We start from the raw sequence: 16,417 nt of genomic DNA on the forward strand, positions 1-16,417 counted from the left end.
GGTGTCGACCGTCGATGCGTGGCGTGATCGCCGCGATGTTGGGCGCTTGCGCCGCTTCCGCCGTCGTCATGGCGCCGACGGCGTCCGCCGAGCCCGGGGCTCCCGGGCCCAACTTCTTGACGCAATCGCATCGGGTGCTCTGCGCGGTGACCCCCGACTCGACCATCGCCGACCCCGGCGTCGACGCGGTGGTGTGTCAGGGCGACTTCACCCAGCCGGGTGCGCACTTCCAAGCCATCACGCACGGTGACGGGAAGCTGGAGTGGCAGGACGCCAATCTCGCGATCGACAACCCCACCACCGACATGACCTACGGCCAGACCTACCACCGAGGCAACTGGACGATCTTCCACGATTCCAGCGGCACGCGGTTCACCAACGACCGCACGGGCCGCGGCATGTTCGTCTCGATCGAGAACGTCTACGCATTCTGACGGTCGGGCGTTCCGTCGCCCACGATTGACGCTCGCGTCGATCCCAGCGGCTATGGTGACCGCGTGTGCACCCGTCTGCTGTGGAACACCAACGCCCTCGCCGTGCTGTCCGGCCGCACGATGGACTGGCCGGAGTCCACGGAACCACTGCTGGTCGTCTCGCCTCGCGGACGGGAGCGTGACGGCGGGATGCTCGGCGGCGTCGTCGTCGACGAACGCAACCCGCTGCGATGGGTCAGCCGCTTCGGCTCGGTGGTGACGAGCATCTACGGCATCGGCAGCATCGACGGCCTCAACGAGCAGGGCCTGGCTGCTCACGGTCTGTACCTCGAGACCACCGACCTCGGCACTCGCGATCCGGCGAAACCTGGCCTGCAGAACGCCCTTTGGGTGCAGTACCTCTTGGACCAGGCAGGCACCGTGGCCGAGGCGTTGACGCTGATGGACGACGTGCAGCTCATCCTCGCGCACGCCCATGGCTTCGACGCCACCATCCACCTGGCCATCGAGGACGCCGCGGGCGACTCCGCGGTCGTCGAGTTCGCCGACGGCAGCCCGGTGGTCCACCACGGCCGCGAGTACACCGTGATGACCAACGATCCGACCTATGCCGAACAACTGGCCCTGCTTGCCCGGCAAGACTTCTCGCACCCCACCTCACAGACGCCACTCCCGGGCAACATCAACGCGGTGGACCGCTTCCAACGCGCGGCCTACTTCGCCGCGATGCTGCCCGAACCCACCGACGAGCGCGAGGCCGTCGCGGGTCTGCTCGCGATCATGCGCAACGTGTCGGTGCCCTTCGGTGCTCCCGACGCCGACTTCGGCACCTACGACACCGAGTACCGGACGGTCGCCGACCTCACCAACCGGTGGTACTTCTTCGAGTTGTCGCGCAGTGCCAACCTGCTGTGGGTCGACCTGACGGCGGTGAACCTCGAAGAGGGTGCGCCCGTGGTCGCCGTCGACCCCTACGACTACTCGTTGATCGGCGACGTCACCGCGCGCTTGACCCCACGCGAACTCGCCTTCTGAGGGCGGGTTTGGGCTGCGTCAGAACGGCTATCCCGAAACGCCACCCCCTATCGGGTGATCGAGATCGGCCCACGGAGCACGGATGACGAATTCGACCGGGGCGTCGACGTCGGAGGAGGCACTCCTGCACGACGTCGTGACCGCCCATCACGCGCTGATGGTCGCCAAGCTGTGGCGGCATCCCGGATCCGTGGAGCACGCCGAACTGTCCATGCAGGCAGCGGTGGACCGGGCCCGCGCCCACGACGTGCCGTGGGGCCGGATCGCCGACGCGCTCGGCATCGCGCGCGGCAACGCCTATCGTCGCTACCGCCCGCGCGTCGAGGCCGTCGACGCCCGAGAACGCACCCAACGGTGAGCGTCGAGACCGGGTACCCCCGCTAGCCTGGCAGCGTGTACACGCCGCCAAGGTTCGCCATCTCCGACGACGAGGTGCGGGCGACGCTGTCCCGCGCCGGTCTGGTGCACCTGGTCACCTTCACCGGTGACGACTCGTTCGTCACGCCACTGCCCATGGTCTTCGACGCCGAGCGGCACCGCCTGCTGGGTCACGTCGCACGCCTCAACCCGCACTGGCAGGCCGCCGAGTCCGCCGTGCGCAGCCTGGCGATCATCCCCGGGCCGCAGGCCTACGTCACGCCGTCGTGGTACGAGACGAAGGCCGAGACCGGCACCGTGGTCCCGACCTGGAACTACGACACCGTGGTGGTCCACGGCCGGATGCACGTGTACGACGACCCGGCGTGGGTGCGCGCGCAGGTCGACCTGCTGACGGCCGAGCACGAACGCCACCGGCCGCAGCCCTGGCAGGTGGCCGACGCGCCGCCGCGCTACGTCGCCGGACAGCTGCGGGCGATCGTCGGCGTCGAGTTGGAGATCACGCGCTGGGAGGGCAAGGCCAAGATGTCGCAGAACCAGCCGGAGCGCAATCGCCGTGGCGTCGTGGCCGGCTTGCGGGAGTCCGAGTGCCCGCTCGACCACGCCGTCGCCGACCGTGTCGAGCAGATGGTAGAAGCCGACCGTGTCGAGCAGACGGCAGAAGCCGACCGTGTCGAGCAGGTCGCAGACGAGGAGACGCCGCGCCCCGCACCGCGGTGACGTTCCCGTCGGGCGTCATCCCGTTCGCGCGGTGCCCGCGACGGTACCTGCCTCTCGGCTGCGCCGGACCGCTACGGGCGCGCGTGTGCCACCAGCATCGCCAGCCCGCGCTCGAATGCCCGGGTGGCGACGGTCTCCTCTGAATCCTGGTCGTGCAGCGTCGAATACGCGGCGGCGAAGCGCGGAAACCGGGCCTCCTGGCCGGCGGGATCGAACATGATGCTGGGGCCCGACATGTCCAGGACGCTGCCGAGGATGAAGGATTCGAACGCGGTCAACAGTGGGATGACCTCGGACGGCGGCCATCCGACCGCTTCCGCTGCCACCGTGAAGTCCTCGTACTCTGCCAGTAGGACCGGCGCGGAGGCGCGCGTGGTCATCAGCAGCGGTACGGCGCGCGAATGCCGCGCGAACGCCAGCCGGTAGGAGCGCGCCCACGCCAGCAGGCCCTCCTCCCAGGGCAGCTCCCGCAGCGGCGACGAGTCGATCTTCGCCGAGACCAGCGCGCGCACGTCCTCGACCATCGCTGCGCGATCCGGGACGTGGTTGTACAGCGACGTCGGATTCACGTTGAGCTTCTGCGCCACCCGTCGCATGCTGGCGCCTTCGATGCCGTGACGATCCACCAGGGCCAGCGCGGTGCGGGCGATGAGATCGCGACTGAGGATGGGACGCGGTGGTCGAGCGATGGCCGGTCTCCTCTCGGGACCCGCCCAGCGTACCGGCAGCGGCCCGCACAGCCTCGGCGTCCAGCACGCTTCCAAACCGACACCGTATGTTTTAGGCTGTCGGCGGACCATCGCCCGCACCCCACTGCGCCCGTCCCCCACCGACATCCGAACCGAGGCTCGCCAGATGAACCCCCACCCCGACTTCACCGTCGTCGAAGCCGACCCCGACTTCACCGTCGTCGAAGCCGACCCCGACTTCACCGTCGTCGAAGCCGACCTGGACACCCTGGCGCGCGCCCTGGACGACGGCACCCTCACCAGCGTCGAACTGGTGGCCCGGCACCTGAACCGCATCGCTCACTTCGACCGCTCGGGCATCGCGCTGAACGCGGTGCCCGTGCTCAACCCGGCCGCCTTCGCCGAGGCGCGCGAATCCGACCGGCGCCGGGCACGCGGGCAGTCCCTCGGCCCGCTGGACGGCATCCCGTACACGGCCAAGGCCAGCTACAAGGTGCGCGACCTGCCGGTGACGGCCGGCTCCCCGGCGTTCGCCGACCTGGTGGCCGACGACGACGCGTTCGCGACGGGCCGGCTCCGGGCGGCGGGCGCCATCTGCCTCGGCCTGACGAACATGCCACCGATGGCCGCCGGCGGCATGCAGCGCGGTCTGTACGGACGCGCCGAAAGTCCCTACGACGCTCGGTATCTCACGTCGGCGTTCGGTTCGGGGTCGTCGAACGGCTCGGGCACCGCAACCGCGGCGAGCTTCGCCGCGTTCGGTCTGGCCGAGGAGACCTGGTCGTCGGGCCGGGCGCCGGCCTCCAACAACGCGCTGGTTGCCTACACGCCGTCACGCGGCGTGATCTCCGTTCGCGGCAACTGGCCGCTGGTCCCCACCATGGACGTCGTGGTGCCCCATGCGCGTTCGGTCTCCGACCTGCTCGCGATGCTGGATGCGATCGTCGACGACGACCCGGTGCGCGAGGGTGACCTGTGGCGGTTGCAGCAGTGGATCCCGCTCCCGGCGGCCTCGTCGGTCCGACCCCTGTGCTACCGCGAGCTGTCGCCACTGCCGCTGCGGGGCATTCGCCTCGCGGTTCCTCGGCTCTACGTCAACGGCGACCCCGACAGCGCGCACCCGATCGAGACCCGCGAATCGGTGATGTCGCTCTGGCGCAGCGTGCGTGACGACCTGGTGGCCGCGGGCGCCGAGGTGATCGAGACCGACCTTCCGGTCGTCGAGAACTACGAGGGGCTGCATGCCGACTCGCGCTCGATGGTCGACCGCGGCCTGGTACCGGCGGAGTTCCTCGACCGCGAGCTGTGGGAGCTGTCGATCTGGGCCTTCGACGAATTCCTCAAGGCCACCGGGGCATCGGGTCTCGCCGACGTCGACCCGGAACGGATCTTCCCGGCGCCGCGGGGCGCACTCCCCGACCGCTACGGCGTGTTCCCGTTCGATCTCGCCTACGACCTGGCCGACTACGTACCCCGCGCCCGCGCGGGGGTCACGCCCTTCGACGAGATCCCTGCCGTCGAGGCGGGCATGCGGGGGCTGGAGCGCACCCGCGAACTGGACTTCGAGGGCTGGCTCACCGAAGGCGGGTTCGACGCCGTGATCTACCCGGCGGCCGCGGACGTCGGCCCCGCCGACGCCGACGTCGACGCCGCATCGGCCGACCGCGCGTGGCGCAACGGCGTCTGGGTGTCCAACGGCAACCTCGTGCCACGCCATCTCGGCATCCCCACCGTCACGATCCCGATGGGCACCATGGCCGACACCGGCATGCCCGTCGGGCTCACGCTGGCGGGCCGGGCGTATTCGGACACCGCACTGCTTCGGCTGGCGCGGGCCGTCGAGGGGTTGCGGCCGCGACGCGTGGCCCCTGCCCGCACCCCGTCACTGCCCGACGAGCGGGTGTTCGACCGCGCCCACCGTGCCACCGACGGCGATCTCGACATCGCCGTCACCGACGTGGCGGTCCGCGACCGTTCCGGCGGCGTCGAGGTGACGTTCACGGTCGAGGCGAAAGACGGCGTGGCGCAGGAGATCGTCGCGTTCGTCGACGGGACGCGCGTACCGCTGTCGATCACCGCAGACGGATCGGCGACCGGCACGGCGACGCTGCCCCCGGACGCACACACCACGGCCCACAGCGAGTGGCGGGCTCCGTACGGTCCACTGATCGTCGCGGTCGCGCGCGACGCCCGGGGCGTCGTCGCCGCAGCGGTGGCCACCACCCCGGATGCACCCCTGTGAGGAGATCGATCGGCGCCGCCGCATCGCCGCCATCCTGGCGCCCACTAAAACCTACAGTGTAGGTTTCAGGTGATCTGCGCCGCCCCGAACCCCTCGAGACGAGGACGTCGATGACCACCACACCCGCCTCCGACGTCGCTCGGCTGCCGTTGACGGCACGCCGCGCCACGTCGACGTTCGGCATGTCCGTGCTGGGCCTGCTGTCGGCGAACCTGTTGCCGTTCATGGTCGTTGCGCTCCAAGACGCTCTGGGTGTCGGTGTCGCCGAGGCCGGGACCATCATGACGGGGTCCTTGCTCGCGACCGCGCTGACGTGCATCGCGGTGACGCGCTTGGCCGAGGGCACGCGGCGAGTCGCCGTCGCCCGCGTGGGCCTGGTGGTGGCCGCCGTCGGATTCGGCGTCGCCGCCTCGTCTCTCGGCACGGTCATGACGGTCGGCGGCGTGATCGTCGGCGGCGCCGGTGCCGGTGGCGCCCTGGCCGCCAGCGGCGCCGCACTGGCCGCGCTGCGCAACCCCAACCGCATGTCGGCGGCCAACGGTCTGGTGAACCGCTTCCTGGTCACGGTGGTGCTCGCGGTCGTCCCGCTGGTCGGCGTCACGCTGAGCAGCGTCTACGGACTGGTCGCCGGGCTCGCCGTCGCGCTGCTGCTGATGTCGGCGTGGCTACCCGCCGCGCCCGTCGTGGACGAGCGCCCCGTCGCCCGGGAAGTCGTTGCCGACGAGTCGATTCCACGCCGTCGGGTCACCGTCGCGGGCATCGCGCTGCTCGTCACGTACGCGCTGTGGGCCATCAGCGAGGACTCCCTGTGGGCCGTCGCGGGCAGCATGGGCGCCGAGCACGCGGGGCTGGGCGACGCCGCCCTCGGCGTGGTGCTCAGCGTCTCGAGCGCCGGCGGATTCGTCGCCGCGCTCGCGCTGATCGTGCTCGGCGACCGCCTGGGCCGGGCGGTGCCGCTGGGCGTGCTGCTCGTCGTGGGCGGCGCCCTGAAGGTCGGCACGTCGGTGACCACCGATCCCACCGTCTTCGGAATCCTGCTGGTGGCGTGGAATTCGGTGTATCTGGCGGCGTTCCTGCTGTTCATCGCCGCGGCCGCGGCGTTGGACGCGAACGGCCGCTTCTCCGGCCCGTCGGTGGGCGTGTACCTGGTGGGATCGAGTTTCGCACCGATGGCCGGCGGGTGGCTCGCGCAGACGTTCGGCTACGGGACGTTCGGGTGGGTGCTCGGCGTCGCCAGCTGGCTGCTGGTGCTGCCGGTCGTGCTGGTCGCACGCCTGTCGACACGGGTGGAGAAATCAGAGATGGCGCGCCGCCAGGCCGCCACTATCGCAGAGGAGGCACGTCGATGACCCGTCGCACAGCGCTGGTGAATGCGCGCGTCGTCAGCTCGGCAGGCGCCGTCGACGCCGTCGCCGACGGCACCCTCGAGGAGGCGGGGTGCGTCGTCATCGAGGGAGACCGCATCGCCGCGCTGGGCGCCACGTCCGACACGCCGGAGGCCGACCAGACGATCGACGTCGCAGGCCGCCTGGTGCTCCCCGGCTTCATCGACTCCCACGTCCACCTGCTCTGGTTCGGGGCGGGACTGAGCAGCGTGGCCCTCACGGACGCCGGCGACCTCGCCGAGATCCAGCGGCGGCTGGTCGAGGCCCGGCGCGCGCTGCCCGCCTCGGCGACGATGCTGCGCGGCCGCGGATGGCTCTTCGACGCCGTGGACGGCGAACCCACCGCCGCCATGCTCGACGACGTCGTCGCCGACATCCCGGTGTTCCTGGACTCCAACGACATGCACTCGGTGTGGGCGAACACCGCCGCCCTGCGGGCGATGGGGCTCGACGCCGACACCGCGGACCCGGCAGGCGGTCGCCTGTCGCGGCTGCCCGACGGCTCCCCGGCCGGGATGCTCTACGAGCGGGCGGCACACGATCTGGCGTGGGCTCACCTGGCGTCCGTGACGTCCGACGAGGACCGGGAACGGCACGTCGCGCTGGCGCTGGAGACGTTCGCCGCCGCGGGTGTCACGTCGGTGGTGGACATGGGCATGGACGAATACGGCTGGAAGGCACTGTGCGACCACGCCGAGCGCCGCGGTGGCCGCCTGCCGGTGCGGGTGTCGGCGCACTGGCTCGTCACCGACTCCGGTGATGCCGAGCGCAACCTGGCCGAGGTGCGCCGCGCTGCCGAACTCAGCCGCGAGCGCACCCCGTGGCTGGAGTTGATCGGCATCAAGCTCGTGCTCGACGGCGTCATCGACGCATGCACGGCGGCGCTGTCCTACCCGTACGCCAACGGCACGTCCGGCGACCTGCTGTGGAGCGCCGAGGCGCTGCTGCCCGTGGTGGTCGCCGCCGATGCCGCCGGGCTGCGGTTGGCGCTGCACGCCATCGGCGACCGGGCCAGCGACGTGGCACTCGACGTCCTCGAGGAGATGATCCGGGTGAACCCGCCGTGGGACCGCAGGCCCCGGCTGGAGCACCTGGAGATCGTGCACGAGCAGACGCCGGCCCGGATGGCACGCCTCGGCGTCACGGCCTCGGTGCAGCCCGTGCACGCCGATCCCGCCATCCAGCCGAACTGGCGCGCCCAGCTCGGCGACGACCGCGTGCACCGCGGGTACCCGTGGACGGCGTTCACCGACGCCGGCGCCCGGTTGGCGTTCGGCACCGATGCGCCCACCGCGCCGCACGAGGCGCTGGCCAACCTGTACATCGCCACCACCCGGCGGTCGGCCACCGACCGCGATCTGCCGCCGAACGAACCCCAGTGGGCGGTGTCGGTGCCCGCGGCGCTGCGGCACGCGACCCTGGACTCCGCGGCGTCGTTCGACGCCGACGGACGCACCGGCCGGGTGCGGCCGGGCATGTACGCCGACCTGGTCGTGCTCGACGGGGACGTCCTCGACGGAGACCTTCTCGAGGTCACCGTGGCACGGACTATCGTCGGCGGCGAAACCGTTCATCAGAAGGGCTGATCGAGACGATCATGGCTGGCGAATACTTCGACTTCTTCGCGCACCGGGAACTTCCCACCCCGACGCTGGACCCCGGCGAGGTGCGGCGGCTGGTGTCCGAGACGTGGGCGCTGGACTGCCATCTCACCGAACTGGGCAGCCAACAGGACCAGAACTTCCTGATGTCCGAGGGCCCGGGCGCGGCGCCGATCGGAGTCCTCAAACTGAGCAACCCGGTGTTCAGCGGCGCCGAGATCGAACTGCAGGATCTCGCCGCCGCCACCGTCGCCGGGCACGACCCGACCATACGCGTGCCCCGCATCGTCGCCGGCCCCACCGGGCCCATGTCCGCCTGGTGGGACACCTCGCAGGGACGGCTGCAGGCCCGCGTCATCGAGTTCTTCGACGGCGCCACGCTGATGGGCTCGGGCTACCTCGCGCCGCGCGTGGTGGCGCGGCTGGGCGAACTCGCGGGCCGCGTCAGCGTCGCCTTGAAGGATCTGAGCCATCCGGCATCGGCCCGCGTGCTGCAGTGGGATCTGCGGCACGCGGACCGTGTCATCGCCGAACTGCTGCCCGACGAGCCCGACGTCGAGGTCTCCGAGTTCGTCGCCGCCGTCGCCGACGCAGCACGACGCGAGCTGGATCCGGTGCGGTCTCGGTTGCCGATGCAGTTGGGCCACTTCGACATCACCGACGACAACGTGATCGCCCCGCCGGGACCGTGCACGGTCCCCGACGCCGTCATCGACTTCGGCGACGTGTGCGAATCGTGGGCCGTCGGCGAGATCGCGGTCACGGTGTCGTCCCTGCTGCACCACGACGGGCTCGGCCCCGTCGACGCACTGCCCGCCATCCGCGCCTTCCATGCCCACCGCCCGCTCGGCGAGGACGAGGTCGACGCGCTGTGGCCGTTGGTCGCCCTGCGCGGCGTCGTCCTCGTGCTCAGTGGTCGCCAACAGGTGCGGCTCGACGCGGACAATGCGTACGCCGACTCGGCGTTGGAGCGCGAGATGCGCATCCTGCGCCAGGCGGCATCGGTCCCGTTCGCGGTGATGTGCGCGCTCATCCGCGACGCCGTGGGACTGCCGCCCCGCCGCCAGTCCGGCTGGGGTGCAGGGGTTCTCGTGCCCGGAATCGCCGATGCCCGGGTGCTGGACGCCGGTACCACCGGCGAACTCAACGACGAGGGCCGCTGGCTCGACGGTGCGGTGCTGGCCGACGCCGCGCACGCCGCGCTCGACGGCGGCGCGCCCGCCGCGGTCGTCCCGGGCTGGCGCGCACGGCTCACCGGCGCGCCGTCACGCACGCCGGAAGCGCCGGCCACGGTGCCCACCGGCCTGACGCTGTGGCTGGCGCACGACACCGCGCTCGACGTCCCGCACGACGGCGCGCTCGCACCCACCGACGACGGGTTGACGATCACCGTCGGCGACCAGGTGGCCCGGTTCGGCGGCTTCGCGCCCACGGGCCCCACGCTGCCGGCGCGCACGCCCATCGGCGTGCAGGTCACCGTCGTCGACGCCGACGTGCCGCTGCGGGTGCCGGCACGGTATGCCCACGGATGGCAGGCGCTGGCCGGTGATCCCGGCCCGGTGCTCGGCCTGCCGGCGATGGCCGACGACGCCGCCGACGACACGTTGGTCCGGCGCGAACGCGTGCTGGCCGAGGTGCAGGAGCACTACTACGCCGAGCCGCCGCGCATCGAACGCGGGTGGCGCGAATACCTCGCCGACACCGACGGCCGCGTCTACCTGGACATGGTGAACAACGTGACGTCGGTGGGGCACGCCCATCCCAGGGTGGTCGAGGCGGCCCATCGCCAGGCGCGGCTGCTGAACACCAACTCGCGCTTCAACTACCGCGTCATCGCCGACTTCGCCGAGCGGGTGTCGGCGACACTGCCCGACGAACTGGACACGGTGTTCTTCGTGAACTCCGGCTCGGAGGCCACCGACCTGGCGATCCGGATCGCCATGGCCGCCACGGGCCGCGCCGACATCGTGGCGATGCGCGAGGCGTACCACGGGTGGACCTACGCCAGCGACGCGGTGTCGACGTCGATCGCCGACAACCCGAACGCGCTGTCGACGCGGCCGGCCTGGGTGCACACCGTGGATGCGGCGAACTCGTACCGCGGCGTGCATCGCGGCGCCGACGCCGTGCGCTACGCCCCGGAGGCGGTGCAGGTCATCGACGACCTGGCGGCTGCGGGCACGCCGCCGGCCGGCTTCATCTGCGAGTCGTACTTCGGCAACGCCGGTGGCGTCGCGCTGCCCGACGGTTACCTGCAGCAGGTGTACGCCGCGGTGCGCCGCCACGGGGGCATCGCGATCGCCGACGAGGTCCAGGTGGGGTACGGCCGCCTGGGCGAGTGGTTCTGGGGCTTCCAGCAGCAGCAGGCAGTGCCCGACGTGGTCGCCGTCGCGAAATCCGTTGGGGCGGGCCAACCGATCGGCATCGTGATCACGCGACGCGCCATCGCCGAGCGCTACCGCACGCAGGGTTACTTCTTCTCCTCGACGGGTGGCTCACCGGTGTCGTCGGCGATCGGTCTCGCGGTGCTGGACGTGATCCAACAGGAGGGCTTGCAGGAGAACGCCCGCGTGGTGGGCACCCACCTGCGGGCCCGGCTGCGCGCGCTCGGCGACAAGCACCCGATCGTGGGCACGGTGCACGGCTCCGGCCTGTACCTCGGGCTGGAGTTCGTCCGCGACCGGGACACGCTGGAACCGGCCACCGAGGAGACCGAGGCGATCTGCGACCGCCTGCTCGAACTCGGCGTCGTCATGCAGCCCACCGGCGACTACCAGAACGTGCTGAAGATCAAGCCGCCGCTGTGCGTCACCGAGGAGTCGGTGGACTACTTCGTCGACAGCCTGGATCGGGTCCTCACGACGGGGTGGTGATCCGACCGCGAGTTCTGCAGCAGGGTCGTGGGGAGACGTATCCGCACGACCCTCCCGCAGAACTCGACGCCGTTCGTGCGGCGCGGCGAGTCACGCGTCTCCTGCGAGCGTGGGAAATCTGAGCGTGGAGGACTAGGACACCAGCCCACGTCGCAGATACGCCATGCGCGCCTCGTCGACGAGGTTCGCGATCCGGGCGAGGTCGCGCGACCGCAACGACGTGACCAGCCCGAGCAGAACCGAAACCAGGAGGGTGAGCTGGATCACCTCGATGAAGCCATCGTGCGGCTGCTCGAAGCCGATGGCCGCCTCCCCTACGGTGTGATCGGGCGACGAGTGGGCCTGTCCCGCGCGGCGGTGGCGGCGCGGGTACACCGCCTGATGGACTCGGGGCGGGTCGACATCCGGGGCGCGGTGCACCCGGGCGTCCTGGGCCATCACGTCCTCGGTTACGCGATGGTCGAGGTGCGGGAGTCGGCGGCCGAGGTCGCCCGTCACGTGGCGACGTGTACCGACGTTCCGTTCGTCTGCGTGGTGACGGGTCGCAGGTCGGTCATCGCCGAGGTGCGGACGAACACGACGGCCACCTTTCAGGCCACCCTCGACCAGATCCGCGCCCACCCGCACGTCACGTCGACCACCACGCTGCGGTACGACGAGATCGTCCGCGACGTCGTGGGTCCGGTGGGCGCCGTCACCGCAGCCGTCGACGCGTTGGACGTCTCGTTGTTGCGGGCGTTGCAGGACGACGGTCGCCTCACCTACGTCGAACTGGCGCAACGCGTGGGACTCACGCCGGCGGGGGCGCGCCGGCGGGTCCGGGCGCTCATCGACGCGCGGGTCGTGCGGATCGGCGCGACGGTCCGGCTGACGGGTCGTGATCACTACGTGGCCATGGACATGACGGTGCGGGTCAGCAGACCCCGTGACGAGGTGGCAGCGGCGATCGCGGCGCAATGCACGCCAGTCTTCCTGGCCTACACGACGGGCGACGCGGACGTGTTGGTGACCTTGCGCGGACTCACCATCGCCCAGGTGGGCGCTGCGATGGACGCCATCAGGGCGATCCCGGGGGTCGACGACACCGATACGTGGATGTATCTCAGCGTCGTCAAGGAGGACTACCTGGCGCCGGTGCCGGCACCTGGGTGACGCCGCTTCGTGCGCAGACCGCGACGCCGATGGGCCGATACTCCTAACGTGTGTTCCGGAGATCGTCCGGCGTTTGGACGCACGGCACGTAGGGCGGGGGTGACATGGGGTTCTGGGACGGCGCGTGTCTGATCACGGGAGTCGTCTTCGGTGCGGGCGCGAACGCCACCGCGGTCCTGCTGCGACGCAGTGACGCCGGACGATACGAGCCCATGTCCCTTGGTATTCACGGCACGTACGACGGTTTCGGATCCATCGACTGGGTGACCGAGGACCTCGCCACCGCGCTCCTGACGCGGTTCTGCTCCGCTGCACACCGCGCCGCCCGCTTCCACGTGCGCGACGACACCGGCGCGGACGAGCCGAGCCATGTCGACGAGGACATCGACGTCGAGTCGCTGCTCCACCTGGTCGCACACACCACGTCGTCCTTGGAGGGGTGGGACGATCGTTGCCCGCCGGGCACGCTGCTCGACGACCAACCCGTGGTGCTCGCCTTGATCGCCCAGCCCGTGTGGGATGCCATCGCCACCCAGAGCCGCGCCGAGGGCACGATGCACGCATTCGGTCCCGGCGAGCCCATTGCGTCCGAGATCTACGCCGAGCACCTGGATCAGCTCGCCGAGCCGCTGCGCCAGTTCACCGCGGTCGCCGACGTCATCGCCCGCCGGCCGCGGCTGCGATGGGCACCACCCGACGAACCCGACCAGCGCCATCCGCGGCCGTCCGGCCGCCAGTATCGCCTCGAGGAGGTTCGACGGTTCCTCGACGACGCCCGGCGCGAATATCGGGGCGAGCAAGCAATCCTGGATGCGCTCGACGCCATCGACCAGACCGGCCTCGCGTAGGGCGGGCGGGGCTCGAACCCGCGACCAAGGGATTATGAGTCCCCGGCTCTAACCAACTGAGCTACCGCCCTCAGATGCGCACTGCGCGGCGCCCATCTTCGCATGGGCTCGTCCCGGCCTCGCACGAGACGCCCGCCGCACTCACCGAGCCTGGCTCACCGAGGACATGTGGAAGTCCGGGATGCGCAGCGACGGCATGGCGGCGCGCGTCGCCCAGTCACCCCACTCGCGGGGTAGCGTGACCTCGCTGACGCCGGCCTCCGTGGCTCGCCGCAGCAGGTCCAGCGGGCTCTCGTTGAACCGGAAGTTGTTCACCGCGGCCGTCACCTCGCCGTCCTCGACCAGGTACACGCCGTCGCGCGTCAACCCGGTCAGCAGCAGCACCGTGGGGTCGACGGTGCGGATGTACCACAGCGTCGTCAACAACAGGCCGCGCTCGGTGCCGGCGATCATGTCTGCCAGGCTCGCGGTGCCGCCCGTCATCACGAAGTTGTCCGCGGGCACCGTCACCGGCACGTCGAACTCCGCGGCTGCCGCCCGCGGGTACGCCAGCGCATTGATGGCCCCGTCGCGGATCCACTCCGTGCGTCCGACGTCCATGCCGTTGTCGAAGACCGACACCCGCTCCGACGAACTGCTCGCGGCGACGAACGGCGCGCACTCCAGCCCCGGTGCAGTCGGGTCCGAGTACAGCTGCAACCCCAGGTCGGTGAGCCGCTCCCCCACCCGCGTGCCCCCGGGCGCCGACAGCGCGGTGCGCCCCTCCTGCGCCCCGCGGCCGTCCATGCTCCACGTCAGGTAGATCATCATGTCCGCCACCGTCGACGGCGGCATCAGCGTCTCGTACCGGCCCGCGGGCAACTCGATCGTGCGCTGCGCCCAGCCGAGTCGCGTCGACAACTCCTCCAGCAGCGAATCCGTGGGCACGTCAGCGAAATTCGGCGTACTGAGCCCGGCCCACGCACTGGCGCCGTCGCGCTTGGCGTTGATCTCCACCGAACCCGTCGGCTGCGTGTAGCGCCGCCGCAACCCGTTCGACGTCGCGACGAACGTGGTCTCCACCTCGTGGCGGGCGAAGCCGTAGAGCGCGTCGCTGCCGCGGAAACCACGCGACAGGCTCGACGCGACCGACCCGAACACGTCCGCCCCGGTCGTGGGGACGGGCTCGTGCCAGTCGGCGGGTTCGGCGGTGGCGGTCAGCGGCGGTGCGGCATCGGGGGCCGCAGGCGCCGAACGTGCGGCCGCCTGCGACGCCGCGACCATCGCCGCCACCGCCTCCGGCGTCACCTCGCTGGACGTCACCGATCCGACGAACGCCTGCTCGTCGCGCCGCACGATCGAGATCACCGTGGTGTCTCGGGCCCGCGACTCCCCGTTGGTGGTCATCGAATTGCCCGCCCACCGCAGCGACGCCGTGGACCGGTCGGTGACGAGCACGATGGTCTCGTCCGCCCCGCGCAGCCGCTTCGCCTCCGCCAGGGCCAGTTCCACCACCCGTGCCGCCCCGATCACCGGCCGGACTCCTCACGCGTGTTGAGCACGTTGACGCCGCGGAACAACGCCGACGGGCAGCCGTGGCTGACCGCGGCCACCTGGCCCGGCTGCGCCTTGCCGCAGTTGAACGCCCCACCCAGCCGCCAGGTCGACGGTCCCCCAACGGCTTCCATCGCACCCCAGAAGTCCGTGGTGGTGGCCTGGTAGGCGACGTCGCGCACCTGGCCGTCGAGCCTGCCGTCGCGGATCCGGTAGAACCGCTGCCCGGTGAACTGGAAGTTGTAGCGCTGCATGTCGATCGACCACGACTTGTCGCCGACGACGTAGATGCCGTCGGAGACCCTGGCGATCAGGTCGTCGGTGGTGACGTCGTCGGCGGCCGGGCTCAACGACACGTTGGCCATCCGCTGAATGGGCACGTGGTGTGGCGAATCCGCGTACGAGCACCCGTTGGACCGCGATTCACCCAACCGCGGCGCGAACGCCCGGTCCAGCTGGTAACCGACGAAGATGCCGTCGCGCACCAGGTCCCACCGCTGGGCGGCCACGCCCTCGTCGTCGAAACCGATGCTGGCCAAACCGTGTTCGACGGTGCGGTCGGCGGTCACGTTCATCACCGGCGACCCGTAACGCATGGTGCCCAGCTTGTCGGGCGTGGCGAACGACGTGCCGGCATAGGCGGCCTCGTACCCGATGGCCCGGTCGTACTCGGTGGCGTGACCGATCGATTCGTGGATGGTGAGCCACAGGTTCGACGGATCGATCACCAAGTCGGTGGGCCCCGCCACGACGCTCGGCGCCTTGACCTTCTCGGCCAGCAGCGTGGGCAGCTCGGCCAGCTCGGCCGTCCAGTCCCACACGTCGTCACCGGCCACGTACTCCCACCCGCGCGCCGTCGGCGGCGCCAGCGACCGCATCGACTCGAAGCTGCCCTCCGCCGCGTCGACCGCCACCGCCTCCAGCGTCGGCTGGATGCGCACGCGCTGCTGGGTGATCGCCGAACCGTACGTGTCGGCGTAGAACGTCTGCTCCTTCACGGCGTACAGCGCCGCCGACACGTGATCGACACCGTCGGAGGCCGACAGCCGACCGCAGTACTCCCCGAGGACGCCGATCTTCTCCTTGGTCGACACCTCGAACGGGTCGATGCGGTAGTCCGACACCCACGTGGCATTCGGGTACACCGGCTCGTCGGCCAGCTCGATGCGTTCGGAGTTCAGCGGCGCGAGCGTGGTGGCCACCGCGACGGCCCGCCGCGCCGTGTCCGCCGCCACGCGCGGCGACAGCTCGGCGTTCGAGGCGAAACCCCAGGTGCCGTCGACGATCACGCGGACGGCCAGGCCCACCTCGCGGGTCACCACGGACGACTCGAGTTCGCCGTCACGCAGCCCGATGATCTCACTGGTGATGCGGTGGATGCGCAGATCCGCGTAGCTGGCACCGGCCGCGGTCGCCGCCGTCAACGCGGCGTCGGCGAGTGCGGTCCGGGGCAGCGCGAGGAAGTCGGCATCGACACGTCGGTGCGCTGTCACGCCTCCACCGTAGTGGCACGGCGGCCGCAGGGGC

Annotated in this window: 14 protein-coding genes and 1 tRNA gene; 10 read left to right on the forward strand and 5 right to left on the reverse strand. The window is 71.0% G+C overall.

Annotation, left to right across the window (positions count from 1 at the left end; genetic code table 11):
• The first annotated feature begins 14 nt into the window (after window positions 1–14).
• The 4 genes from AC30CM_RS01565 (at window position 15) to AC30CM_RS01580 (ending at window position 2,567) form a co-directional block, all read left to right on the forward strand.
• The gene (locus AC30CM_RS01565; protein WP_490115064.1) at window positions 15–434 is read left to right on the forward strand and encodes a hypothetical protein; all 420 of its coding nucleotides are present in this window, start codon (window positions 15–17) and stop codon (window positions 432–434) included.
• A gap of 63 nt (window positions 435–497) precedes the next feature.
• Complete coding sequence (locus AC30CM_RS01570; RefSeq protein WP_490115065.1) at window positions 498–1,469, forward strand: linear amide C-N hydrolase; 972 nt, start codon at window positions 498–500, stop codon at window positions 1,467–1,469.
• Window positions 1,470–1,551: 82 nt separating this feature from the next.
• Window positions 1,552–1,827 carry a hypothetical protein gene (locus AC30CM_RS01575; RefSeq protein ID WP_490115066.1) on the forward strand — a complete coding sequence of 92 codons (276 nt, stop codon included), beginning with the start codon at window positions 1,552–1,554 and terminating at the stop codon, window positions 1,825–1,827.
• Window positions 1,828–1,862: 35 nt separating this feature from the next.
• Window positions 1,863–2,567 (forward strand): FMN-binding negative transcriptional regulator, encoded by a 705-nt coding sequence (locus AC30CM_RS01580; protein WP_490115067.1) that lies wholly within the window; start codon window positions 1,863–1,865, stop codon window positions 2,565–2,567.
• A gap of 71 nt (window positions 2,568–2,638) precedes the next feature.
• Here AC30CM_RS01580 and AC30CM_RS01585 read toward each other — a convergent pair whose 3' ends face one another.
• Window positions 2,639–3,331: a TetR/AcrR family transcriptional regulator gene (locus tag AC30CM_RS01585; protein WP_490115068.1), complete on the reverse strand. Its 693-nt coding sequence runs from the start codon at window positions 3,329–3,331 to the stop codon at window positions 2,639–2,641.
• 91 nt (window positions 3,332–3,422) lie between these two features.
• On the opposite strand from AC30CM_RS01585, the gene AC30CM_RS01590 reads away from it, so the two are divergent.
• The 4 genes from AC30CM_RS01590 to AC30CM_RS01605 all read left to right on the forward strand — a co-directional run bounded on the left by AC30CM_RS01590 (window position 3,423) and on the right by AC30CM_RS01605 (window position 11,357).
• Window positions 3,423–5,498: an amidase gene (locus AC30CM_RS01590; protein WP_490115069.1), complete on the forward strand. Its 2,076-nt coding sequence runs from the start codon at window positions 3,423–3,425 to the stop codon at window positions 5,496–5,498.
• Window positions 5,499–5,608: 110 nt separating this feature from the next.
• Window positions 5,609–6,847, forward strand: coding sequence for an MFS transporter (locus AC30CM_RS01595; RefSeq protein ID WP_490115070.1), 1,239 nt, complete (start codon window positions 5,609–5,611; stop codon window positions 6,845–6,847).
• Window positions 6,844–8,469 (forward strand): amidohydrolase, encoded by a 1,626-nt coding sequence (locus tag AC30CM_RS01600; protein ID WP_490115071.1) that lies wholly within the window; start codon window positions 6,844–6,846, stop codon window positions 8,467–8,469. Before AC30CM_RS01595 ends, AC30CM_RS01600 begins: the two co-directional genes overlap by 4 nt.
• Window positions 8,470–8,480: 11 nt before the next feature.
• Window positions 8,481–11,357 carry an aminotransferase gene (locus tag AC30CM_RS01605; RefSeq protein ID WP_490115072.1) on the forward strand — a complete coding sequence of 959 codons (2,877 nt, stop codon included), beginning with the start codon at window positions 8,481–8,483 and terminating at the stop codon, window positions 11,355–11,357.
• 132 nt (window positions 11,358–11,489) lie between these two features.
• Here AC30CM_RS01605 and AC30CM_RS01610 read toward each other — a convergent pair whose 3' ends face one another.
• The gene (locus AC30CM_RS01610) at window positions 11,490–11,624 is read right to left on the reverse strand and encodes a hypothetical protein (RefSeq protein ID WP_490115073.1); all 135 of its coding nucleotides are present in this window, start codon (window positions 11,622–11,624) and stop codon (window positions 11,490–11,492) included.
• A 15-nt stretch (window positions 11,625–11,639) separates the two neighbouring features.
• On the opposite strand from AC30CM_RS01610, the gene AC30CM_RS01615 reads away from it, so the two are divergent.
• Together AC30CM_RS01615 and AC30CM_RS01620 are read left to right on the forward strand one after the other, a co-directional pair.
• Complete coding sequence (locus AC30CM_RS01615; protein WP_490115074.1) at window positions 11,640–12,509, forward strand: Lrp/AsnC family transcriptional regulator; 870 nt, start codon at window positions 11,640–11,642, stop codon at window positions 12,507–12,509.
• A 104-nt stretch (window positions 12,510–12,613) separates the two neighbouring features.
• The gene (locus tag AC30CM_RS01620) at window positions 12,614–13,357 is read left to right on the forward strand and encodes a hypothetical protein (RefSeq protein WP_490115075.1); all 744 of its coding nucleotides are present in this window, start codon (window positions 12,614–12,616) and stop codon (window positions 13,355–13,357) included.
• Here AC30CM_RS01620 and AC30CM_RS01625 read toward each other — a convergent pair.
• The 3 genes from AC30CM_RS01625 to AC30CM_RS01635 all read right to left on the reverse strand — a co-directional run bounded on the left by AC30CM_RS01625 (window position 13,355) and on the right by AC30CM_RS01635 (window position 16,383).
• Window positions 13,355–13,428: transfer RNA gene (locus tag AC30CM_RS01625), tRNA-Ile, on the reverse strand. The genes AC30CM_RS01620 and AC30CM_RS01625 overlap by 3 nt on opposite strands.
• A gap of 70 nt (window positions 13,429–13,498) precedes the next feature.
• Complete coding sequence (locus AC30CM_RS01630) at window positions 13,499–14,869, reverse strand: metallopeptidase TldD-related protein (RefSeq protein WP_490115076.1); 1,371 nt, start codon at window positions 14,867–14,869, stop codon at window positions 13,499–13,501.
• Window positions 14,866–16,383 carry a TldD/PmbA family protein gene (locus AC30CM_RS01635; RefSeq protein ID WP_490115077.1) on the reverse strand — a complete coding sequence of 506 codons (1,518 nt, stop codon included), beginning with the start codon at window positions 16,381–16,383 and terminating at the stop codon, window positions 14,866–14,868. Before AC30CM_RS01635 ends, AC30CM_RS01630 begins: the two co-directional genes overlap by 4 nt.
• Window positions 16,384–16,417 lie beyond the last annotated feature (34 nt).

It is taken from the genome of Mycobacterium sp. DHQP2018-32-09 (assembly GCF_058148405.1).

Coding starts and splice junctions, on each gene's coding strand:
- AC30CM_RS01575 (WP_490115066.1), top strand. CDS start 1,552: ATGACGAATTCGACCGGGGCGTCGACGTCGGAGGAGGCACTCCTGCAC.
- AC30CM_RS01600 (WP_490115071.1), top strand. CDS start 6,844: ATGACCCGTCGCACAGCGCTGGTGAATGCGCGCGTCGTCAGCTCGGCA.
- AC30CM_RS01620 (WP_490115075.1), top strand. CDS start 12,614: ATGGGGTTCTGGGACGGCGCGTGTCTGATCACGGGAGTCGTCTTCGGT.
- AC30CM_RS01595 (WP_490115070.1), top strand. CDS start 5,609: ATGACCACCACACCCGCCTCCGACGTCGCTCGGCTGCCGTTGACGGCA.
- AC30CM_RS01565 (WP_490115064.1), top strand. CDS start 15: ATGCGTGGCGTGATCGCCGCGATGTTGGGCGCTTGCGCCGCTTCCGCC.
- AC30CM_RS01605 (WP_490115072.1), top strand. CDS start 8,481: ATGGCTGGCGAATACTTCGACTTCTTCGCGCACCGGGAACTTCCCACC.
- AC30CM_RS01590 (WP_490115069.1), top strand. CDS start 3,423: ATGAACCCCCACCCCGACTTCACCGTCGTCGAAGCCGACCCCGACTTC.